This window comes from Azotobacter vinelandii CA (assembly GCF_000380335.1).
GTDB lineage: Bacteria > Pseudomonadota > Gammaproteobacteria > Pseudomonadales > Pseudomonadaceae > Azotobacter > Azotobacter vinelandii.
In genome coordinates, this window is record NC_021149.1 from 2563124 (window position 1) to 2588102 (window position 24979).

At 64.7% G+C, this 24979-nt stretch carries 2 protein-coding genes; both read right to left on the reverse strand.

Features of this window, described 5'->3' with window-relative positions; all coding sequences use genetic code 11:
- Positions 1 to 689: 689 nt before the first annotated feature.
- A complete protein-coding gene (locus AVCA_RS11680; RefSeq protein ID WP_012701127.1) occupies positions 690 to 9326 on the reverse strand; it encodes a non-ribosomal peptide synthetase in 8637 nt (2878 codons plus the stop codon).
- A gap of 11 nt (positions 9327 to 9337) precedes the next feature.
- Positions 9338 to 24979: a non-ribosomal peptide synthetase gene (locus AVCA_RS11685; protein WP_012701128.1), complete on the reverse strand. Its 15642-nt coding sequence runs from the start codon at positions 24977 to 24979 to the stop codon at positions 9338 to 9340.

Consider the following 24979-nt stretch of genomic DNA (forward strand, 5'->3'; position numbering starts at 1 on the left):
ATAAAATCCGGAATAATTTCTTTGCAAACCATGGTGCCTAGAAGGTTGCCTCTGGGAAGGTCGTAGTACTCCGTGATAAGTCAGCGCTCTCCCTACATAATGGGCACATGGATCGTGGCAGTATCGCTAAGGAGGCTTACCTTGCCTCCTACTGGTAATCTGAGCCAGAAATTTGTATTAGCCGATCAGGAGCAAGCAATCCTGCTGAGAGAGTTATTCGAGTTGCAGGAGCTTGCCATGGCCGACCTTCGTGCCGTATCAATCACTCTGTCCAATAGTGAGCGCGCTATACTGTCCGGTGCTCGATGGCCTATGCTGACCTGCACCGAGGCTGGATACCGCTTGGCTTACCCTCTTCATCCTGGATAACACCCTTAGGCGCTTCGATATTATCAAGTCGGGCTTCGGCCAACAGCTTCTCTAGCCAACTGCTCTCCAGTTTGAAACTCTTCGACCGCTTGGTGCCGGCACCGTCATGTCACTGAGCGTGAGGCATCAAGTGTAGGACGAAGCATCACTGAAACCGCTCCTTCATCGACCCTCGACTTCAGCTTGTTTGAGATGAATCTACCCTTCAGTAAAAATTTTCACCGCCGCTTCTTGTTTGAAAGAATTAGTTCTACCGAGCTCAGTGTGCTACTGAAACCATGGAATAGGTTATCCTCATACCACCTACAAGATCAGCCTCGCTATAGCAGATCACACAGAGATGAAATAAAGCTTGATTCCTGCAGAATTTGATAGTGATTGGTTTTCAAAAAAAACTCCAGCTTGGGTTTTCTTTGAATCATCCTATATAGTTGCTGACTTTCAAATTCCCGGCCTTTAATCCACCAACAGTGAGGGGTAGTGGTTATCTTGGGAAGCTCCCCAAAGTCTTGCATCAGTAAGCTCATTTGTCTATATACGCGAAATGCATCAGTCAGCTCTTTTATATTTAATTCAAGATGAATGTTATGGTGGTCCGTCAAAAAACGTATTGTCTGAAGGATATTTTGTGGAGTTTCCGGCAAGCCATCCAGTAAATTGTAGTTATTGGCATTACTGGCATTGTTTATGACGACAGCTTTTATAAAGTCATAAAGCTCTTTTTGCCACTCTCGATTCTTGCTTTTCTTGCCGGCTGTTACAAAACTGTCTACCAATCCTAAAAAATTAACCTGCTGCCCTTGATGCTCTAGCTCTCGAGCTATCAGAATACTCAAGGCTCCCCCTAAAGACCAACCTAACAGATGGTATGGACCTTCCTTTTGTTGCTCTCGAATAAGCGAGGTATAATTTTCGACCATTGAGCCTGGTGTTTTATCTATCCAGTTCGAGTCAAGCAACATACGTGATTGAATGCCTATCACAGTACGGCGACCGTTTAATCGTTGAGCCAATGATTTATAATCAAAAACAGTTCCAAATCCACCATGAACACAAAACAAAGGAGGAGCACTATAGATTTTTTTGTTCAATACCAATAAGCGATTGCTGTTATTGTTAAGCAAGTCTGAAATAGTTGGCTTCTGCATCAAGTCTTGCAGGGTTGAGTCGAAGCCGTATTCTTTCAACGCTTTCAATTTAGACACTAATTGAACAGCGATAATAGAGTCGCCGCCCAGCTCGAAGAAGTTGTCGGTCAGGCCCACCCGCTCGACCTTGAGCACCTCGGCCCAGATCGCCGCGATCCGTTGCTCCAGTTCGCTCGCCGGGGCCACGTAGGCCCGCTGCAGCAGGCTGACGTCCGGCCTAGGCAGCGCCTTGCGGTCCAGCTTGCCGTTGGGCGTCAGCGGCAGCCGCTCGAGGAACACCAGGTGTACTGGTACCATGTAGTCCGGCAGCACCGCCCCGAGGTGCGCCTTCAGTTCGCCGCGCAGGCCGGTTTGGCGTTCGTCGCCGTCCAGCATCGCCGGGGCGTCGGGCACCAGGTAGGCGGCCAGTTGCTTGCTGCCCGGCCCGTCGATGTCGATCACCACCGCCTCGCGCACGGCCCCGTGCTGCTGCAGCCGGGCCTCGATCTCGCCCAGCTCGATGCGGAAGCCGCGGATCTTCACCTGATGGTCGATACGGCCCAGGTACTCGATCACCCCGTCGGTCCGGTAACGGGCCAGGTCGCCGGTGCGGTACAGGCGCCCGCCGCCCTGCTCGCTGTCGTCGAACGGGTCGGGGACGAAGCGGTCGGCGGTCAGGCCCGGACGATGCCAGTAGCCCTCGCCCACGCAGTCCCCGCCGACATGCAGTTCCCCCGCCTGCCCGAGGGCGACCGGCCCGGCCGAGCCGTCGAGGACATAGGCGCTGACCCCGGGCAGCGGCCGCCCGATCGGCAAAGTGCTCAGCCCCGGCACCGCGCTTCCCGGCGTCGCCCGGGCGATCACCACGTCCGTGCATTCGGTCGGACCATAGGTGTTGTGGATCGAGACGTTCGCCGCCTGGGGCGAGTCCAGCCACTCCGCCAGTTCTCCCGGCTGGATGGCCTCGCCCCCCAGGAGGACGTGTTTCAGGCTGGCCAGTTCGGCGCGATCGCCCTGCAGCAGGGGGTAGAAGGCGCTCGGGGCGCAGTTGAGCACGCTCAGCCGGTGTTTTCCGATCTGCCGGCGATGGCTGTCCGGGTCGTAGCCCGCCGGGGCGATGTGCAGTTGCCCTCCCGCGCACAGCACGCCGTACAGGTTCTTCTGGGTCAGGTCGAAGCTGTAGGAGCTGAGCAGCAGCACCCGGTCGTCCGCGGTCAGTTCGCAGGCGGCCCGGTACCAGTGCAACAGGTTGACGAAGCTGCCGATTCGCACCGCCGCACCCTTGGGCTGCCCGGTGGAGCCGGAGGTGTAGATCACGTAGGCCAGGTTCTGCGGCATCGTCCGGTTGGCTGGGTTCTCTTCGCCATAGCCCTCCAGCCAGTCGTCGTCTGGCTCCAGGAACAGGCTCTGCGCCCCGTCGGCTGAGGGCAGCCGGTCCTGCAGGTGCCGCTGGGTTAGCAGCAAGCCGACACCGCTGTCCCCGATCATGTACGCCAGCCGCTCCCCTGGGTACTCCGGGTCCAGCGGCACATAGGCCCCGCCGGCCTTGAGGATCGCCAGCAGCCCCACCACCATCTCGAAGCCCCGCTCCACCGCGATGCCCACCAGCACGTCCGGACCCACGCCCAGTTCGCGCAGCCGGTGCGCCAACCGGTTGGCCCTGCGGTTCAGCTCTCCGTAGCTCATTTCCTGTTCGCCGAACACCAGGGCCACCGCCTCCGGGGTCCTCGCCACCTGATCCTCGATCAACTGGTGCACGCTGCGCTCGCTCGGGTAGCTGGCCTCGGTCCGGTTCCAGTCGTGAACGATCTGGCGGTATTCCTCCGGGGCCAGCAGCGGCAGTTCGCCGATAGCGGCCCGGGCGTCGCTGGTCAGGCCTTGCAGCAGCCGGGCGAAATGCCCCGCGATCCGCTCGATGCCTGCTGCGTCGAAATGCCCGCGGTCGTAGCCGTAGCGCACCGTCAGCGTTTCGCCCAGGCCGATGGCCAGGGTCAGCGGGTAGTTGGTCTGTTCCCGGACGGCTAGCCGCTCGAACACCAGGCCCTCGGGCGCGCCCTGCTGCAATGCCTCGGCGATCGGGTAGTTCTCGAACACCAGCAGGCTGTCGAACAGCGCCTCGCCGCCCAGCCCGGCCCAGCGCTGGATCTCGTACAGCGGCGTGTGTTCGTGTTCGCGCAGGCCCAGGTTCTGCGCCTGGACCTGGCCGAGCCACTCGCCTACGCGCTGTTCCGCCCGGGGGCTGGCGATCACCGGCAGGGTGTTGATGAACAGGCCCAGTTGCCCTTCCACGCCCTGCAGCTCGGCCGGACGTCCCGCCACGGTGGCGCCGAAGCACACCGTCGCCTGCCCACTGTAGCGCTGTAGCAACAGCAGCCAGGCCGCCTGCACCAGGGTGTTGACCGTCACCCGCTGGGCCCGGGCGAACTCGCTCAGGCAACGGGTCTGTTGCGGGTCGAACACCTGCTGATGGTCGCCATGACCGGCTCGTTTCTCCGCTTCGTCGATCTTGATGGCCTGGGCCAGCCGGGTCGGCTCCTCCAGGGCGCCGAGTTGCTCCCGCCAGAAGGCTTCGCTGGCGGCCCGGTCCTGCCGGCCCAGCCAGGCGATGTAGTCGCGGTAGCGGAGGCCCGGGTGCCCGATGGGTTTGCCCGTATAGGCCTGCAGCACCTCGCCCTGCAGTTGCGAGCCGCTCCAGCCGTCCAGCAGGATGTGGTGGTTGGTGTAGATCAGGTGGTGGCGGTTCTCCCCGGTGCGGATCACCGCCAGCCGCAGCAGCGGCTCGCGCTCCAGGTCGAAGCCCCGTTGCCGGTCCGTCTGCGCCCAGGTGTCCAGGCTGTCCTGCAGTTGCGGCTGGCTGCGCCAGTCCAGTTCGACACAAGGCATGGAAACCTGCCTGCGGATCACCTGCAGCGGACGTCCGTCCACCTCGACGAAGCTGGCCCTGAGCACCTCGTGCCGGTCGACCACCGCCTGCCAAGCGGCCCTGAAGCGTGCGACGTCCAGCCCTTCCACGTCCACCCGCATCTGGTTGATGTAGTGGCCCGCCTCCCCCTCCAGTAGGCTGTGGAACAGCATGCCCTGCTGCATCGGCGACAGCGGATAGATATCCTCGATTTCCCCTGCGGGGACCGGCAGTGCGTCCAGTTGCTCCTGGCTCAATCCGGCCAGGGGGACATCCGAGGGCGTCACGCCGCGATTATTCTCATCTGCACAGTGCGCGACCAGGGCTTCGAGTTCCCGAGCATACGCGTCGGCCAGGCGCTGGATCGTCGCCTCGGCGAAGCGTTCCCGGCTGAAGGTCCAGGTCAGACTCAGTTCGCCCCCATAGACCTGGCCGTTGATCGACAGCCAGTTGCCCAGCGGGGCGTCCGGGCTTTGCTCGGCGCCGGCACTTTCGCCCGCGGGGACCAGCAGGATATCTCCTTCGTTTCGATCGAAGCTGCCGTCGAACTGGCCCAGGTAGTTGAAGGTGATACGCGGCACCGGCAGTCCGGCCAGGCGTCGCCGAGTCGAGTCGTCGCCCAGGTAACGCAGGATACCGAAACCGATACCCTTGTTCGGAATGGCCCGCAACTGCTCCTTGATCACCTTGATCGAGCCGTCCAGCGTTTCGGCCGGACTCAGCTTCACCGGATACGCACTGGTGAACCAGCCCACCGTACGGGTCAGGTCGATATCGTCGAACAGGTCCTCCCGCCCGTGGCCTTCCAGTTGCACCAGGGTGGCGGCCTGGCCCGTCCAGCGGGTGAGTACCCGGGCCAGGGCGGTCAGCAACAGGTCGTTGACCTGGGTGCGGTAGGCGGCCGGCGCCTCCTGCAGCAGGCGGCGTGTCCAGTCGCGCGCCAGATGGGTGCTCGCATGCGCCGCATGCCGGTTCTGCTGGCCGCCGGTGGGGTTGTCGCAGGGCAGTTCGCCGGCGACATCTTCGAGCTGCTCCCGCCAGTGGGCCAGTTCCCGTTGCCCGGCTTCACTGTTCGCATAGCCTTGCAGGTGCTCCACCCAGGCTCTGGTCGAGCTGGTCTTGCCTGGCAGGCTGACCGGCTGTCCCTGCTCCAGTTGCCCGTAGGCCGTCTGCAGGTCTTCCAGCAGGATCCGCCAGGACACGCCGTCCACCACCAGGTGATGGATCGCCAGCAACAGGCGTTGGCTGCCATCGGCGAGTTCGGCCAGTACCCCCCGCAACAGGGGGCCTTCCTGCAGGTTCAGACTACGCTGGGCTTCGTTGCCCAGCCGTTCCAGTTCCTCCGCGGAGCGCAGTTCGGCCTGCCAGAGCACGGACTGCCGTTCGCTGGCCGGGCGGTAGCGGGCGCTCCAGTGGCCCGCCGGGTCTTCGACGAACGCCAGGCGCAGGGCATCGTGATGGTCGATCAGGGCCTGCACGGCCTGTTCGAGCCGGGCACCGTCCAGGGGCCTGCTCGGCCGGAGCAGCAGCGACTGGTTCCAGTGGTGCCGCTCGGGGATGGCCTCTTCGAAGAAGTACTGCTGGATCGGCAGCAGCGCGGTTTCTCCGCTGAGCGGGCCCTGGTCGATGCGCACACCGCCTTCGTCACCCAGGCGGGCCACCGTAGCCAGTCCCTGCACTGTCTGGTGCTGGAACAGGTCCTTGGGCGTGAAGCGGATACCGGTTTGCCGGGCCCGACTGACCACCTGCAGAGAAATGATCGAGTCGCCGCCCAGCTCGAAGAAGTTGTCGGTCAGGCCCACCCGCTCGACCTTGAGCACCTCGGCCCAGATCGCCGCGATCCGCTGCTCCAGTTCGCTCGCCGGGGCCACGTAGGCCTGCTGCAGCAGACTGGCGTCCGGCCGGGGCAGCGCCTTGCGGTCCAGCTTGCCGTTGGGGGTCAGCGGCAGCCGCGCGAGGAACAGCAGGTGCGCCGGCACCATGTAGTCCGGCAGCGCCGCCCCGAGGTGTGCCTTCAATTCGCGGCGCAGTTCGGTTTGGCGTTCGTCGCCCTCCAGCATCGCCGAGTCGTCGGGCACCAGGTAGGCGGCCAGTTGCCTGCCGCCCGGCCCCTCGACGTCGATCACCACCGCCTCGCGCACCGCCTCGTGCTGCTGCAGCCGGGCTTCGATCTCGCCCAGCTCGATGCGGAAGCCGCGGATCTTCACCTGGTAGTCGAGGCGGCCAAGATAGTCGATCAGGCCATCGGAACGTGCCCTCGTCAGGTCACCGCTCCGGTAGAGCCGCTCGCCTTCGCTTCCGAGCGGGTCGGGCACGAAGCGTTCTGCCGTCAGCCCGGGCCGGTCCAGATAGCCGCGTGCCAAGCCCTCGCCTCCCAGATGGAGCTCGCCGGCAAAGCCGATCGGCAACAGGTTCAGGTTGGTATCCAGCACATAGGCGCAACGCCGGCCCAGCAGTGTGCCAATAGGCGCGTAAGCCGCACCGCAGGCATCACTCTGCCGGGCTTTCCATAGCAGAGGGGTCACTACCGTTTCGGTCGGCCCGTAGCCATTGAAGATGTATTGCGGACGCAAGGCTCGCCAGGCCAGATCGTAGGTTGCCTGCGGTACCGCATCGCCGCCGAAGCAATAGACACGTACCGGTGGAGGATTGCCATCATGCTCGGCATATTCGGCCAACTGCTGCAGGTATACCGGTGGCAGGGCCGTCACCGTGACGCCATATCGATGCATGGCTCGATAGGTTTGTTCCGGGGTCCACAACTCATCGCCGCACATCAGTAGATGGGCACCATGGCTCAATGCCGTGAGCCAGCGTTCATGAGCCCCGTCGAACGCCAGGGACATGAACTGCAGTTCGCAGTCCGACATGCTCATTTCGTAGCGTTCGCCGGCGGCCAGGCAATGCATTGCCAGTGGTCCATGGGACACCATCACGCCCTTGGGCTGCCCGGTAGAGCCCGAGGTGTAGATCACGTAGGCCAGGCTCTCCGCCGTCAATGCCATCTGCGGTGCCGAGTCGGGATATCCCTGCCAGTTGTCGGTCCGATCCACTGCCAGGGCCGGCAGACCATCGGGGAGCGGCAATTGGCCCAGCACATCGCTCTGGGTCAGCACCAGCGCAGCGGCACAGTCCTTCATCATGTACAGCTGGCGATCCTGTGGATACTTCAGATCCAGTGGGACATAGGCGCCTCCGGCCTTCAGCACGGCCAGGAACGCCACCATGATTTCAGGCGAGCGGCGCATGGCTATTGCCACTCTAGTTTCAGGCTTTACACCCAGCTCGATCAGGTAGTGGGCCAGCCGGTTAGCCTGGGCGTCGAGTTGCCGATAAGTGAGTCGCTGCTCGTCGCAAGTCACCGCCAGTGCTTCCGGTGTTTTTCCAGCCCTATCCTCGATCAACAAATGTACGCACTGGGTAGCTGGATAATCGGCCTGAGTCTGGTCCCATCGATCCAGGATGAATCGATGTTCCGCCTCGCTCAGCAGGGGAAGCTCGCCGATCCGTCGTTGTGGCTGTTCCACGATACCGTGCAACAGGTTGAGCCAGTGCCCGACCATGCGTTCGATAGTCGTTTCGTCGAACAGATCGGTGGCATAGGTCAACGAGGCCCAGAGGCCCGTTTCGGACTCGGAAGTATTCAGGGTCAGATCGAAATGGGTGACATGACTCTCCCATGCCAGCCCTTCCACGCTGAGTCCGGGCAGGGTCCGCGCCTCGCCTTTCACCGCCGTCTGGTGGTTGTACATCACCTGGAACAACGGGCTGTGGCTCAGGCTGCGCTCCGGCTGCAGGGCCTCCACCAGTTGCTCGAACGGCAGGTCCTGGTGCGCCTGGGCCTCCAGGGCGCTCTGTTTCACCTGGCGCAGCAGCTCGACGAAGGTGGTCTGCAGCTCGAATTCGGCCTTCAGCACCTGGGTGTTGACGAAGAAGCCGATCAGTCCTTCCGTTTCCGCCCGGGTGCGGTTGGCGATCGGTACGCCCACCCGGATGTCGTCCTGCCCGCTGTAGCGGTACAGCAGGCTCTGGAAGCTGGCCAGCAGCAGCATGAACAGGGTCACGCCCTCCCGCCGGGCCAGTTCCCGCAGGGAGCGGGCCAGTTCGCCGTCGAGTTCGACGGCCAGCCGGGCTCCGGCATAGGTCTGCACGGCCGGCCGCGGCCGGTCGCCTAGTAGCTCCAGCACCGGCTGTTCGCCGCCCAGTTGCGCGATCCAGTAATCCAGTTGCCGGTCCCGTTCGCCGGCCTCCATCCACTGGCGCTGCCAGAGGGCGTAGTCGGCGTACTGGACCGGCAACTCCGGCAGCCTCACCTCGTGCCCCTGGCTGTAGCCTTCGTACAGCCGGACCAGCTCGTCCACCATGAGCGGGCCGGACCAGCCGTCCGAGACGATGTGGTGCAGGGTCAGCACGAGCACGTGGTCGTTCTCGTCCAGATGCAGCAGCTTCACCCTCAGCAGCGGGCCGTGCTCCAGGTCGAACAGGCGTTGGACCTCGGCCTCCACCCGGGCCCGGATCCGCTCGTCCAGGCCGGTGGCGGCATCCGCCGGCAGCGGCTCCTGCTCGAACCAGAGGCTGCCGCTGGGGTGGATGACCTGGAGCGTCCGCTCGCCGTCTTGGCGGAAGGTGGTGCGCAGGGACTCATGGCGCCGGATCAGGGCCTCGAAGCTGCGTCGCAGGGCCTCGATGTCCAGGGCGCCTTTCAAGCGTAGCGCCGCCGGGATGTGGTAGGCGGCGCTCCCGGGCTCCAGTTGCCAGAGGAACCACTGGCGTTGCTGGGCGTAGGAAAGAACAGGCTGCTCTCCAGGCTCCCTCTTGAAAATGGGAGTGACTCCGTAGAGATTCACACCTTGTCGCTTGAGCAAGGCTGCCAGTGCCTTGCGTTCCTTGGGGGACAACGACTTTACGGAGTCGAGCAGCTCTTGCACCGGGATATCTCCTAAGAAATCAGCTCATCAATTTCCTCCGCTGTAAGACGTTTGAGGGTCTCCAGAGATTTAGCCAACTCTCCCTGAAGTGGTTCGATCTGACCGAATTTTTCCTGAGCACCTTGGCTGAACTCAGCTAAAACGGGCAATTCGAACAACTCCCTTAGAGCCATATCGATACCAAGCTGCTCGCGGATACGGGCAATCACCTGGGTGGCCAGCAGGGAGTGGCCGCCCAGCTCGAAGAAGTTGTCGCTCAGGCCCACCCGCTCGACCTTGAGCACCTCGGCCCAGATCGCCGCGATCCGCTGCTCCAGTTCGCTCACCGGGGCCACGTAGGTCCGCTGCAGCAGGCTGGCGTCGAGCTGGGGCAGCGCCTTGCGGTCCAGCTTGCCGTTGGGCGTCAGCGGCAGCCGCGCGAGGAACACCAGGTGCACTGGCACCATGTAGTCCGGCAGCACCGCCCCGAGGTGCGCCTTCAGTTCGCCGCGCAGTCCGGTTTGGCGTTCGTCGTCCTCCAGCATCGCCGGGTCGTCGGGCACCAGGTAGGCGGCCAGTTGTTTGCCGCCCGCTCCCTCGACGTCGATCACCACCGCTTCGCGTACCGCCCCGTGCTGCCGCAGCCGGGCCTCGATCTCGCCCAGCTCGATGCGGAAGCCGCGGATCTTCACCTGGTGGTCGATACGGCCGAGGTACTCGATCACCCCGTCGGCCCGGTAGCGGGCCAGGTCGCCGGTACGGTACAGGCGCCCGCCGCCCTGCGCGCTGTCGTCGAACGGGTCGGGGACGAAGCGTTCGGCGGTCAGGCCCGGACGATGCCAGTAGCCCTCGCCCACGCAGTCCCCGCCGATATGCAGTTCCCCCGCCTGCCCGAGGGCGACCGGCCCGGCCGAGCCGTCGAGGACATAGGCGCTGACCCCGGGCAGCGGCCGCCCGATCGGCAGGGCGCTCAGCCCCGGCACCGTGCTTCCCGGCGTCGCCCGGGCGATCACCACGTCCGTGCATTCGGTCGGACCGTAGGTGTTGTGGATCGAGACGTTCGCCGCCTGGGGCGAGCCCAGCCACTCCGCCAGTTCTCCCGGCTGGATAGCCTCGCCCCCCAAGAGGACGTGTTTCAGGCTGGCCAGTTCGGCGCGATCCCCCTGCAGCAGGGGGTAGAAGGCACTCGGAGCGCAGTTGAGCACGCTCAGCCGGTGTTTTCCGATCTGCCGGCGGTGGCTGTCCGGGTCGTAGCCCGCCGGGGCGATGTGCAACTGCCCTCCCGCGCACAGCACGCCGTACAGGTTCTTCTGGGTCAGGTCGAAGCTGTAGGAGCTGAGCAGCAGCACCCGGTCGTCCGCGGTCAGTTCGCAGGCGGCCCGGTACCAGTGCAGCAGGTTGACGAAGCTGCCGATTCGCACCGCCGCGCCCTTGGGGCGCCCGGTGGAGCCCGAGGTGTAGATCACGTAGGCCAGGTTCTGCGGCATCGTCCGGTTGGCTGGGTTCTCTTCGCCATAGCCCTCCAGCCAGTCGTCGTCTGGCTCCAGGAACAGGCTCTGCGCCCCGTCGGCTGAGGGCAGCCGGTCCTGCAGGTGCCGCTGGGTTAGCAGCAAGCCGATGCCGCTGTCCCCGATCATGTAGGCCAGCCGCTCCCCCGGGTACTCCGGGTCCAACGGCACATAGGCCCCGCCGGCCTTGAGGATCGCCAGCAGGCCCACCACCATCTCGACACCCCGCTCCACCGCGATGCCCACCGGCACATCCGGACCCACGCCCAGTTCGATCAGTCGGTGTGCCAGGCGGTTGGCTCTTCGATTCAGCTCTGCGTAGGACATCTCCCGCTCGCCGAACACCAGGGCCACCGCCTCCGGCGTCCTCGCCACCTGCTCTTCGATCAACTGGTGCACGCAGCACTCGCTCGGGTAGCGGGCCTCGGTCCGGTTCCAGTCGTGGACGATCCGCTGGTATTCCTCCGGGTCCAGCAGCGGTAGTTCGCCGATGGCTGCCTGGGCATCGCTAGCCAGCCCTTGCAGCAGCCGGGCGAAATGCCCCGCGATCCGTTCGATGTCCGCCGCATCGAAATGCCCGCGGTCGTAGCCGTAGCGCACCGTCAGCGTCTCGCCCAGGCCGATGGCCAGGGTCAGCGGGTAGTTGGTCTGTTCCTGAGTGGTCACCCGGTCGAACACCAGGCCCTCGGGAGCGCCTTGCTGCAGCGCCTCGGCGATCGGGTAGTTCTCGAACACCAGCAGGCTGTCGAACAGCGCCTCGCCGCCCAGCCCGGCCCAGCGCTGGATTTCGTACAGCGGCGTGTGCTCGTGTTCGCGCAGGCCCAGGTTCTGCGCCTGGACCTGGCCGAGCCACTCGACCACGCGCTGTTCCGCCCGGGGGCTGGCGATCACCGGCAGGGTGTTGATGAACAGGCCCAGTTGCCCTTCCACGCCCTGCAGCTCGGCCGGACGTCCCGCCACGGTGGCGCCGAAGCTCACCGTCGTCTGCCCAGTGTAACGCTGCAGCAGCAGCAGCCAGGCCGCCTGCACCAGGGTGTTGACCGTCACCCGCTGGGTCCGGGCGAACTCGCTCAGCGCCGCGGTCTGCCGGCTGTCAAGGAGCTGGACGTGATCCCCGTATCCTTCCCCCGTCCGACCATCAGCTCGTCTGATCGAGTCCGCCAGCCGGGTCGGCTCCTCCAGGGCGCCGAGTTGCTCCCGCCAGAAGGCTTCGCTGGCGGCCCGGTCCTGCCGGCCCAGCCAGGCGATGTAGTCGCGGTAGCGGAGGCCCGGGTGCCCGATGGGTTTGCCCGTATAGGCCTGCAGCACCTCGCCCTGCAGTTGCGAGCCGCTCCAGCCGTCCAGCAGGATGTGGTGGTTGGTGTAGATCAGGTGGTGGCGGTTCTCCCCGGTGCGGATCACCGCCAGCCGCAGCAGCGGCTCGCGCTCCAGGTCGAAGCCCCGCTGCCGGTCCGCCTGCGCCCAGGTATCCAGGCTGTCCTGCAGTTGCGGCTGGCCACGCCAGTCCAGTTCGACGCAGGGCATCGACATCCGTCTGCGGATCACTTGCAGCGGACGTCCGTCCACCTCGACGAAGCCAGCCCTGAGCACCTCGTGCCGGTCGACCACCGCCTGCCAGGCGGCCCTGAAGCGTTCGACGTCCAGCCCTTGCACGTCCACCCGCATCTGGTTGATGTAGTGGCCCGCCTCGTGCTCCAGCAGGCTGTGGAACAGCATGCCCTGCTGCATCGGCGACAGCGGGTAGATATCCTCGATCTCCCCAGCGGGGACCGGCAGCGTAGTATCCAGTTGCTCCTGGCTCAAGCCGGCCAGCGGGACGTCCGAGGGCGTCACGCCGCGGTGTTCCGCTTGGCCGCAGTGCTCGACCAGGGCCTCGAGTTCCCGGGCGTAGGCGTCGGCCAGGCGCTGGATCGTCGCCTCGGCGAAGCGTTCCCGGCTGAAGGTCCAGGTCAGCCTCAGTTCGCCGCCATAGACCTGCCCGTTGATCGACAACCAGTTGCCCAGCGGGGCATCCGGGCTTTGCTCGGCGCCGGCGCTTTCGCCCGCGGGGACCAGCAGGGCATGTTCCTCACTTCGGTCGAAGCTGCCGTCGAACTGGCCCAGGTAGTTGAAGGTGATGCGCGGCACCGGCAATCCGGCCAGGTATTGCCGGGTCGGCTCGTCGCCCAGGTAACGCAGGATACCGAAGCCGATGCCCTTGTTCGGGATGGCCCGCAACTGCTCCTTGATCGCCTTGATCGAGCCGTCCAGCGTTTCGGACGGACACAGCTTCGCCGGATATACACTGGTGAACCAGCCCACCGTACGGGTCAGGTCGACATCGTCGAACAGATCCTCGCGTCCGTGGCCTTCCAGTTGCACCAGGGCGGCGGCCTGGCCCGTCCAGCGGGTGAGTACCCGGGCCAGGGCGGTCAGCAGCAGGTCGTTGACCTGGGTGCGGTAGGCGGCCGGCGCCTCCTGCAGCAGGCGGCGTGTCCAGTCGCGCGCCAGATGGGTGGTCGCATGCGCCGCATGTCGGTTCTGCTGGCCGCCAGCGGGGTTGTCGCAGGGCAGTTCGCCGGCGACATCTTCGAGCTGCTCCCGCCAGTGGGCCAGTTCCCGTTGCCCGGCTTCGCTGTTCGCATAGCCTTGCAGGTGCTCCACCCAGGCCCTGGTCGAGCTGGTCTTGCCTGGCAGGCTGACCGGCCGCCCCTGCTCCAATTGCCCGTAGGCCGTCTGCAGATCTTCCAGCAGGATCCGCCAGGACACGCCGTCCACCACCAGGTGATGGATCGCCAGCAACAGGCGTTGGCTGCCGTCGGCGAGTTCGGCCAGTACCCCCCGCAACAGGGGACCTTCCTGCAGGTTCAGACTGCGCTGGGCTTCGTTGCCCAGCCGTTCCAGTTCCTCCGCGGAGCGCAGTTCGGCCTGCCAGAGCACGGACTGCCGTTCGCTGGCCGGACGGTAGCGGGCGCTCCAATGGCCCGCCGGGTCTTCGACGAACGCCAGACGCAAGGCATCGTGATGGTCGATCAGGGCCTGCACGGCCTGTTCGAGCCGGGCACCGTCCAGGACCCTGCCTGGCTTGAGTAGCAGCGACTGGTTCCAGTGGTGCCGCTCGGGGATGGCCTCTTCGAAGAAGTACTGCTGGATCGGCAGCAGCGCGGTTTCTCCGCTGAGCGGACCCTGGTCAACATGCACACCGCCTTCGTCGCCTAGACGGGTCACCGTAGCCAGTCCCTGCACCGTCTGGTGCTGGAACAGGTCCTTGGGCGTGAAGCGGATACCGGCTTGCCGGGCCCGGCTGACCACCTGCAGGGAAATGATCGAGTCGCCGCCGAGCTCGAAGAAGTTGTCGGTCAGGCCCACCCGCTCGACCTTGAGCACCTCGGCCCAGATCGCCGCGATCCGCTGTTCCAGTTCGCTTGCCGGGGCCACGTAGGCCTGCTGCAGCAGACTGGCATCCGGCCGCGGCAGCGCCTTGCGGTCCAGCTTGCCGTTGGGCGTCAGCGGCAGCCGTTCGAGGAACACCAGGTGCGCCGGCACCATGTAGTCCGGCAGCGCCGCCCCGAGGTGTGCCTTCAATTCGCGGCGCAGTTTGGTTTGGCGTTCGTCGCCCTCCAGCATCGCCGAGTCGTCGGGTACCAGGTAGGCGGCCAGTTGCCTGCCGCCCGGCCCCTCGACGTCGATCACCACCGCCTCGCGCACCGCCTCGTGCTGCTGCAGCCGGGCCTCGATCTCGCCCAGCTCGATGCGGAAACCGCGGATCTTCACCTGGTGGTCGAGGCGGCCCAGGTACTCGATCACCCCGTCGGCCCGGTAGCGGGCCAGGTCGCCGGTGCGGTACAGGCGCCCGCCACCCTGCTCGCTGTCGTCGAACGGGTCGGGGACGAAGCGTTCGGCGGTCAAGCTGGGACGGTTCAGATACCCGCGCGCGAGCCCTTCTCCTCCCAGATAAAGCTCAGCGATATTGCCCTGAGGTTCAGGATTCAGACTGTCATCGAGCAGATAGGCTTGGCGCTGCCCTACCGGCTTGCCAATGGGCGCATAGCCGACGAACTCATCGGATTCAACCTGCCAGACCAGAGGCGTGATAACGGTCTCGGTCGGCCCATAGGCATTGAAAACCTGTCCGGCACGTACGGCCTTCCCCAGCAATCCTGCCTTCCAGGCCTCTCCTCCAAGGATGCAGATTCGCACATCGATATGACGATGCGCCTCCTCTAAAGCATCCGAGATCTGATCTATGTAAGCCGGTGGCACGTTGAGAGCAGTGATGCCACTACGCTCCACCTCCTCGGCTAAACGCACAGCCGACCATTGCCTGACATCTCCCAGTACGACTGCGGCCCCGTTGGCAAGCGGTGTGAACAACTGCTCGGCAGCCGCATCGAAGCTGATCGAAGCAAATTGCAGCAAACGATCATTTACCGTCAGCCCATAACATTGGCCTACAGCTTGGCTATGCATGGAGAAGGCTCCATGGCTAATGGTGACCCCCTTGGGCTGCCCGGTGGAGCCTGAGGTGTAGATCACGTAGGCCAGGTTCTGCGGCATCGTCCGGCTGGCCGGGTTCTCTTCGCCATAGCCCTCCAGCCAGTCGTCGCCCGGCTCCAGGAGCAGGTTTTGCACCCCGTCGGTTGACGGTAGCCGGTCTTGCAGGTGTTCCTGGGTCAGCAGCAGATCGATACCGCTGTCCCCGATCATGTACGCCAGCCGCTCCCGCGGGTACTCCGGGTCCAGCGGCACATAGGCCCCACCGGCCTTGAGGATTGCCAGCAGCCCCACCACCATCTCGAAGCCCCGCTCCACCGCGATGCCCACCAGCACGTCCGGGCCCACGCCCAGTTCGATCAGCCGGTGCGCCAGGCGGTTGGCTCTCCCGTTCAGCTCCCCGTAGGACATCTCCTGTTCGCCGAACACCAGGGCCACCGCCTCCGGTGTCCTCGCCACCTGATCCTCGATCAACTGGTGCACGCCGCGCTCGCTCGGGTAGCGGGCCTCGGTCCGGTTCCACGCCTGGACGATCCGCCGGTATTCCTCCGGGTCCAGCAGCGCCAGTTCGCCGATGCGCCGTTCCGGCTGGCGGACGATGCCGGCCAGCAGGTTCAACCAGTGCCGGGCAAGCCGTTCGATAGTCCGTTCATCGAACAGGTCGGTGGCATAGGTCAGCGAGGCGCTCAGGCTGTTCGCACTTTCATAGGTGTCCAGCGTCAGGTCGAAATGGGTGGTACGATTCTCCCATGCCAGCCCTTCCACGCGGAGTCCGGGCAGGGTCCGCGCCGCGCCCTTCGCCGCCGTCTGGTGGTTGTACATCACCTGGAACAACGGGCTGTGGCTCAGGCTGCGCTCCGGCTGCAGGGCCTCCACCAGTTGCTCGAACGGCAGGTCCTGGTGCGCCTGGGCCTCCAGGGCGGTCCGTTTCACCTGGCGCAGCAGCTCGACGAAGGTGGTCTGCAGCTCGAATTCGGCCTTCAGCACCTGGGTGTTGACGAAGAAGCCGATCAGCCCTTCCGTTTCCGCCCGGGTGCGGTTGGCGATCGGCACGCCCACCCGGATGTCGTCCTGCCCGCTGTAGCGGTGCAGCAGGCTCTGGAAGCTGGCCAGCAGCAGCATGAACAGGGTCACGCCCTCCCGCCGGGCCAGTTCCCGCAGGGAGCGAGCCAGTTCGCCGTCGAGTTCGACGGCCAGCCGGGCTCCGGCATGGGTCTGCACGGCCGGCCGCGGCCGGTCGCCGGGCAGCTCCAGCACCGGCTGTTCGCCGCCCAGTTGTGCGGTCCAGTAGTCCAGTTGCCGATCCCGTTCGCCGGTCTCCATCCACTGGCGCTGCCAGAGGGCGTAGTCGGCGTACTGGACCGGCAACTCCGGCAACGTCACCTCGCGGCCCTGGCTGTAGCCCTCGTACAGGTGGACCAGCTCGTCCACCATGAGTGGGCTGGACCAGCCGTCCGAGACGATGTGGTGCAGGGTCAGCACGAGCACGTGGTCGTCCTCGTCCAGGCGCAGCAGCTTCACCCGCAGCAGCGGGCCCCGCTCCAGGTCGAACAGGCGTTGGACCTCGGCTTCCACCCGGGCCCGGATCCGCTCGTCCAGGCCGATGGCCGCATCCGCCGGCAGCGGCTCCTGCTCGAACCAGAGGCTACCGCTGGGAGGGATGACCTGGATCGTCCGCTCACCGTCCTGGCGGAAGATGGTGCGCAGGGACTCATGACGCCGAATCAGGGCCTCGAAGCTGCGCCGCAGGGCCTCGATGTCCAGGGCGCCTTTCAGGCGTAGCGCCGCCGGGATGTGGTAGGCGGCGCTCCCGGGCTCCAGTTGCCAGAGGAACCACTGGCGTTGCTGAGCGTAGGAGGCGACCAGGGGCTGGCCGCGGTCGGCCTTTTCAAGGGCGGGCGCCCGGCTGGTCTGGCCCTGACCGACCCGCCCGGCGAAACTGGCCAGATCCTGCGCTTCGAACAGGGCGCGCAGGGGCAGCTCGATGCCCAGGCTCTGGCGTACACGGGAAATCACCTGGGTGGCCAGCAGGGAGTGGCCGCCCAGTTCGAAGAAGTTGTCCGTCAGCCCTACCCGCTCGACCTTGAGCACCTCGGCCCAGATCGCCGCCATCCGCTGCTCCAGTTCGCTCGCCGGGGCCACGTAGGCCCGCTGCAGCAGGCTGACGTCCGGCCGGGGCAGCGCCTTGCGGTCCAGCTTGCCGTTGGGGGTCAGCGGCAGCCGCGCGAGGAACACCAGGTGCGCCGGCACCATGTAGTCCGGCAGTGCTGCCCCGAGGTACGCCTTCAATTCGCCGCGCAGTCCGGTTTGGCGTTCGTCGCCGTCCAGCATCGCCAGGTCGTCGGGCACCAGGTAGGCGGCCAGTTGCCTGCCGCCCGGCCCGTCGATGTCGATCACCACCGCCTCGCGTACCGCCTCGTGTTGCTGCAGGCGGGCCTCGATCTCGCCCAGCTCGATGCGGAAGCCGCGGATCTTCACCTGGTGGTCGATACGGCCCTGGTACTCGATCACCCCGTCGGCCCGGTAGCGGGCCAGGTCGCCGGTACGGTACAGGCGACCGCCGCCCTGTTCGCTGCTATCGAACGGGTCGGGGACGAAGCGTTCGGCGGTCAAGCCCGGGCGGTTGTGGTAACCACGGGCAAGCCCCACTCCCCCCAGATACAGCTCGCCGCAACAACGCGGTGCTACTGGATGAAGGCTCTCCTCCAGTATGTGGGTCTTCAGGTTATCGATCGGTTGGCCGATCGGCACGCCCTCGGGATCGACATGATCACAAGTCCAATGGGTCACATCGATAGCCGCTTCGGTCGGACCATACAGATTGAACAGGCCAACCGTGGGCATTCTTTCCAGGGTCTTGCGAGCAAGCTCCGCTGGGAGTGCCTCGCCACTGCACACGAGCCGGCGGATGCTCCGGCAGCCTTCGATGTGTTCGACGGAGATGAAAGCCTGGAGCATCGAGGGCACGAAATGCAGGGTCGTTACCCCATGACGCTCGATCGTGTCGATCAGGCGCTCTGGATCGCGGTGCTCGCCGGGCCGTGCGATCGCCAACCGCGCCCCATTCAATAGCGGCCAGAACAACTCCCATACCGAAACATCAAAGCTGAACGGCGTCTTTTGCAGGACCGTATCCGTTGTATCGAGCCGGTAGGCTTTCTGCATCCAGTGCAGGCGGTTGATCAAGGCCGTATGCGTATTGCCCGCCCCTTTCGGCCTGCCGGTCGATCCGGAGGTGTAGATTACGTAGGCCAGGTTTTGCGGCGCCGTCCGGTTGGCCGGGTTTTCTTGCGGATAGTCCTCCAGCCAATCGTCGTCCGGCTCTAGGAGCAGGTTTCGCACCCCGCCGGTTGGCGGCAGTCGGTCCTGCAGGTGCCGCTGGGTCAGCAGCAGGCCGATGCCGCTGTCCCCGATCATGTACGCCAGCCGCTCCCCTGGGTACTCCGGGTCCAGCGGCACATAGGCCCCGCCGGCCTTGAGGATCGCCAGCAGCCCCACCACCATCTCGAAGCCCCGCTCCACCGCGATGCCCACCAGCACGTCCGGACCCACGCCCAGTTCGCGCAGCCGGTGTGCCAGCCGGTTGGCCTTGCGGTTCAGCTCCCCGTAGGACATCTCCCGCTCGCCGAACACCAGGGCCACCGCCTCCGGGGTCCTCGCCACCTGCTCCTCGATCAACTGGTGCACGCCGTGCTCGCTCGGGTAGCGGGCCTCGGTCCGGTTCCAGTCGCGGACGATCCGCTGGTATTCCTCCGGGTCCAGCAGCGGCAGTTCGCCGATGGCGGCCCGGGCATCGCTGGCCAGGCCTTGCAGCAGCCGGGCGAAATGCCCGGCGATCCGCTCGATGCCCGCCGCGTCGAAATGCCCGCGGTCGTAGCCGTAGCGCACCGTCAGCGTCTCGCCCAGGCCGATGGCCAGGGTCAGCGGGTAGTTGGTCTGTTCCTGGACGGCTATCCGTTCGAACACCAGCCCCTTCGGCGCGCCCTGCTGCAGCGCCTCGGCGATCGGGTAGTTCTCGAACACCAGCAGGCTGTCGAACAGCGCCTCGCCGCCCAGCCCGGCCCAGCGCTGGATCTCGTACAGCGGCGTGTGTTCGTGTTCGCGCAGGCCCAGGTTCTGCGCCTGGACCTGGTCGAGCCATTCGCCCACGTGCTGTTCCGACCTAGGGCTGGCGATCACCGGCAGGGTGTTGATGAACAGGCCCAGTTGCCCTTCCACGCCCTGCAGCTCGGCCGGACGTCCCGCCACGGTGGCACCGAAGCACACCGTCGCCTGCCCGCTGTAGCGCTGCAGCAACAGCAGCCAGGCCGCCTGCACCAGGGTATTGACCGTCACCCGCTGGGCCCGGGCGAACTCGCTCAGCGCCGCGGTCTGCCGGCTGTCGAGGAGCTGGACGTGATCCCCATAGCCTTCCCCCGTTCGGCCATCGGCTCGCCTGATCGAATCCGCCAGCCGGGTCGGCTCCTCCAGGGCGCCGAGTTGCTCCCGCCAGAAGGCTTCGCTGGCGGCCCGGTCCTGCCGGCCCAGCCAGGCGATGTAGTCGCGGTAGCGGAGGCCCGGGTGCCCGATGGGTTTGCCCGTATAGGCCTGCAGCACCTCGCCCTGCAGTTGCGAGCCGCTCCAGCCGTCCAGCAGGATGTGGTGGTTGGTGTAGATCAGGTGGTGGCGGTTCTCCCCGGTGCGGATCACCGCCAGCCGCAGCAGCGGCTCGCGCTCCAGGTCGAAGCCCCGTTGCCGGTCCGCCTGCGCCCAGGTATCCAGGCTGTCCTGCAGTTGCGGCTGGCCACGCCAGTCCAGTTCGACGCAGGGCATCGACATCCGTCTGCGGATCACTTGCAGCGGACGTCCGTCCACCTCGACGAAGCCAGCCCTGAGCACCTCGTGCCGGTCGACCACCGCCTGCCAGGCGGCCCTGAAGCGTTCGACGTCCAGCCCTTGCACGTCCACCCGCATCTGGTTGATGTAGTGGCCCGCCTCGTGCTCCAGCAGGCTGTGGAACAGCATGCCCTGCTGCATCGGCGACAGCGGGTAGATATCCTCGATTTCCCCTGCGGGTAATGGCAGCGCATCCAGTTGCTCCTGGCTCAATCCGGCCAGCGGGACATCCGAGGGGGTCACGCTGCGATTGTTCTCATCCGCACAGTACGCGACGATGTCTGCCAGGGCCTGTTCGTAGGCGCGAGCCAATCGTTCGATGCCATCCGGCCGATAGACATCCTGGCTGAAGGTCCATTCCAGATGCAGTTCTCCATCGTAGACCTGACCATTGATGGACAACCAGTTACCCAACGGCGCTTCTTCGCTGCGGGCTTGTCCGGCGCTTTCGCTGGCCGGTTCGAACAGGGCGCCCTCATCCTGGGCGAAGCTGCCATCGAACTGGCCCAGGTAGTTGAAAGTCACCCGTGCTTCGGGTAGCAGGCTCAACCTTTGCCGGATATCTTCGCTCCCCAGATAGCGCAGGATTCCATAGCCGATGCCTTTGTTCGGCACCGATCGCAGTTGTTCCTTGATGCCCTTGATCGACGTGCCCCAATCGTCACGGGGCGTCAGTCGGACCGGGAACAAGCTGGTGAACCAGCCCACCGTCCGGGTAAGGTCGATGTCTTCGAACAGGTCTTCACGGCCGTGACCCTCCAACTGGATCAGTACGGAGTCCTGTCCGCTCCACAGGCAGAGCACTCGTGCCAGGGCCGCCAGCAGTAGGTCGTTGACCTGGGTACGGTAGGCGGCCGGGGCCAGTCTCAGTAGTTTCTGCGTCAGTTCCGCATCGAGACGGGTACTGGCCGAGCGGGATTGGCGTCCGCTTTCATCGCCATCGGGATTGTCCCGTGGCAATTCCTGCGCCGCCTCGCCCAGGCTTCGCAGCCAATATTCCTGCTCGGCCTGCAGAGCCTCGCTCGACGCATAGGCATGTAACCGTTCGGCCCAGTGTTTCAGCGAGCTGGTCCTGGCCGGCAGTCGCAACGGCTGACCCTGAACGGCTTGCCGATAAGTGGTTTGCAGGTCTTCCAGCAGAACTCGCCAGGACACGCCATCCACCACCAGGTGATGGATGACCAACAACAGTCGCTGTCGGTTATCGGGCAGGTTCACCAGCACCGCTCGCAGCAGGGGGCCTTGATCCAGGCTCAGACTGGCTTGCGCTTCATTGCCCGATGCTTCCAGTTCGCTGATATCCAGCAGGTCCTTCTGCCACAGCAGTTCCGCTTCTTCCCTATCCTGGAATCGGGCACTCCATTTCCCATCATGTCCGGTGAAACGCAGGCGTAGCGCATCGTGGTGTTCGACCAGAACCTTCAAGGCTGCTTTCAGGCACTCCGGATCGAGCGGCTCGTTCGGCCTGAGCAGCACCGACTGGTTCCAATGATGGCGTTGCGGAATATCCAGTTCGAAGAAACGCGACTGGATCGGCAACAACGGCATCTGCCCGGCGACTCTTTCTGCCGACTCGGTAGCGGCCTGCTTCTTGTCTTCGACCCGCTTGGCCACCTGTGCCAGTTGACCGATGGTCTGCTTCTCGAACAGTTGCTTGGGCGTCAGCTTGATGCCCTGGCGTTTGGCCCGGGCGATGATCTGCAGGCTGAGAATCGAGTCGCCGCCCAGCTCGAAGAAATTGTCATGGCTGCCAACCCGCTCCAGCTTGAGCACCTCGGTCCAGATCGCTGCCAGCTTTTCCTCGATCTCGCCCACCGGCGCTACGTACCCCTGGGCCACAATACCGGGCTTGGGCAGGGCGCGCCTGTCCAGCTTGCCGTTGGCCGTCAGCGGTAGGCGCTCCAGCAAGAGGATATGGGCGGGGACCATGTAATCCGGCAGACGCGCCTGCAGCCCCTGTTGCAGCACGGACACCGTTACGCCCGCCTCCGCCACGCAATAGGCCACCAGTTGCAGCCGGGAGGCGTCGCTTTCCAGTGGCAGGGCCTGAACCACGGCCTCCTTCACACCCTCAAGGTTCTGCAGGATTTGTGTTATCTCGCCCGGCTCGACCCGGTAGCCACGAATCTTCACCTGATCGTCGGCACGGCCGACGAATTCAACCAGGCCATCACTTCCCTGGCGTGCCCGATCGCCGGTTCGATAACGTCGTTCCCCCTGCTCCGCAGGCACGAAACGTTCCGCCGTCAGGGCCGGTCGGCCCAGGTAGCCCTGCGCCAAGCCTTGCCCACCCAGGTAGAGTTCGCCGGAAATCTGCAAGGGAACGGGGTTGAGATAGGCATCCAGAATCTCGGCTCGGCCGTTGGCCAGTGGCCGACCGACCGGAACGCTGCGGCCACCCTCTGACCGCTGCCTTGCCTCATGGGTGAGGATGCCCACCGTGGTTTCGGTCGGGCCGTAGTGGTTGATGATCCGACAGGTGGGCTTGAGCTGCTCGACCCGCTCGACCAGAGCCCATGGGCAGGCCTCGCCGCCCAGGATCAGGGCCTGCTCGGGCAGTACATCCGCAGGCCTGGCGGCCTGCAACAGGCCTTGAAGATGGCTCGGTACCAGCTTGAGTACGCCAACCCGATGCGTGGCCATATAAGCGGCGAAACCGTCGGGATCGAAGGCGAGCTCCTGGGGCAGCAGATGAAGTGGCCTGCCTGATGCCAGGGCGCCGAACAACATCGTATGGCCCAGGTCGGCGGCAACGGTGGAAACCATGGCCATGCTGGCCCCAAGGGGGAGTTGCAACCGGTCGAGCGCAGCCTGCACGTAGTTGGCCAAGGCCCGGTGGCTGATTACCACCCCCTTGGGCTGACCAGTGGAGCCAGAGGTATAGATGACATAGGCCGGTTGTTCGGGGACGATGCACGTCGACAGCGGCTCGTCGCTGTATCCGCTCCAGAGGGTGGGGTCGTAGGCAAGAACATCCAGGCCCGGGAGATCGGTGAAACGTCCATCATGGCGATCATGGATCAGCAGGGCGGCCCTGCTGTCGTCCAGTAATTGTTGCAGGCGGTCGGCCGGCTGCTGGCTGTCCAGCGGCAGATACAGGCCGCCGGCCTTGAGCACTGCCAGCACGGCGGTCACCCAGCCGGCGGAGCGCTCCTGGCAGAGCGCCACGGTCGTTCCGCTACCTACTCCCAGAGCCTGGAGGTGGCGCGCCAGGCGATTGGAGGCACGCTCCAGATCCATATAGCCGAGGGTCTGCTCGCCACAGCGCAATGCGGCCCCTTCCCCGCCGAGTTGCAGGCCGTGCTGCCAGAGCGAGAGCATATCGGCGTGCGGGAAAACCCGGTTGTCTTGCTCCTGAGATAGAGCGGTACTTTCGGGGCATTCCAGTAGTCGGGCATGCGGTATCCGGACCAGGGCTTCCAGAGTCCTGCGCAAGGAGGCTGCTATGCGTTCGATAGTGGCGGAGTCGAACAGGTCCGTCGCATAGGTGAAAGACGCATCGATTCCTGTCGGTGTGTCGGTGAAGTCGAGAGCGAGGTCGAAATGTGCGCTTCCATCGTCGAATGGAAAGTCCTCCACCTCCAATCCGCCCAGTTGCTTGCGCTTCCTGGCTTCGCCGGCGACATTCTGATTGAGCTTGAACTGGAACAGGGGGTTGTGGCTCAGGTTCCGCTCCGGCACCAGGGCATCCACCAGTTGCTCGAACGGCAGGTCCTGATGCGACTGGGCACCGGCGACCACGTCTTTCACCTGATCGATCATTTCGGCGAAGGTGGCGCGCTCATCTACCTGGACGCGCAATACCTGGGTGTTGATGAAAAAGCCGATCAGCCCTTCCAACTCCTTGCGGTTACGACCGGCGTTGGGCGCACCGATACGGATGTCCGACTGACCGCTGTAGCGTGACAGCACCACGGCTACTGCCGCCAGAACCAGCATGAACAGCGTGTGGCCCCCCTTGCGGGCCAGTATTCGCAACTCCAGGGCCAGCCCTTTGGGGATCTCGACCTGGACGAGCGCGCCACGATAACTGGGGCTGGCCGGCCGCTCACGATCCAAGGGTAGCTCCAGTACCGGTTGCTCCTCACCCAGTTGCGCCTTCCAGTAGGCCAGTTGCCGCTCGCCCTCCCCGGCCTCCAGCCAGGCCCGTTGCCAGATCGCATAATCCGCATACTGGATCGGCAGTTCCGGTAACTCGACAGTGCGCTCTTCCAGCAACCCCTCGTAAAGCTGCACGAACTCTTTCACCATCAATTCGCCCGACCAGCCATCGGAAACGATATGGTGCAGACACAAGGTCAGTACTTGGTCGGTATCGCTCAGGCGCAGTAACTTGACCCGTAACATGGGACCATTGAGCAGGTCGAAGGGCTGGGCGAATTCGTCCCGGATGCGGGCCTTCAACGAGGTCTCGTCCTGCCCTGCCACGGAAACGATCTCCAGCGCGACCAGCGAATCCTCAAGGATCTCCTGATGGAACTCGCCATCCGCCGAGACGAAGCGAGTACGCAGGCTCTCGTGTCGCTGAACCAGAAGCGTCAAGGCACGATGCAAGGCCTGCTCATCCAACCGGCCGTGCAGACGGACAGCCATGGGCACGTTGTAGAAGGAATTGTCCGGCTCCAGTTGCCAGAGGAAAAGCAGGCGCTGCTGGGCATAGGAAAGGGGAAGGCGCCCGATCTCATGCCGGATGGGCACGATGGGCAGGAGCCTGAAGCTCTGCCCGGTTTCGATCATCTTGTCGAGAATCTGGCGACGCTGCTCCAGCGGCAGGCTGATGAAGCGCTTGGCGATACGTTCCGCTGTTGTCCTGTCCAT

Excerpts from the sequence above, each read along its gene's own strand:
- AVCA_RS11685 (WP_012701128.1), bottom strand. The coding sequence starts at position 24,979 with ATGGACAGGACAACAGCGGAACGTATCGCCAAGCGCTTCATCAGCCTG.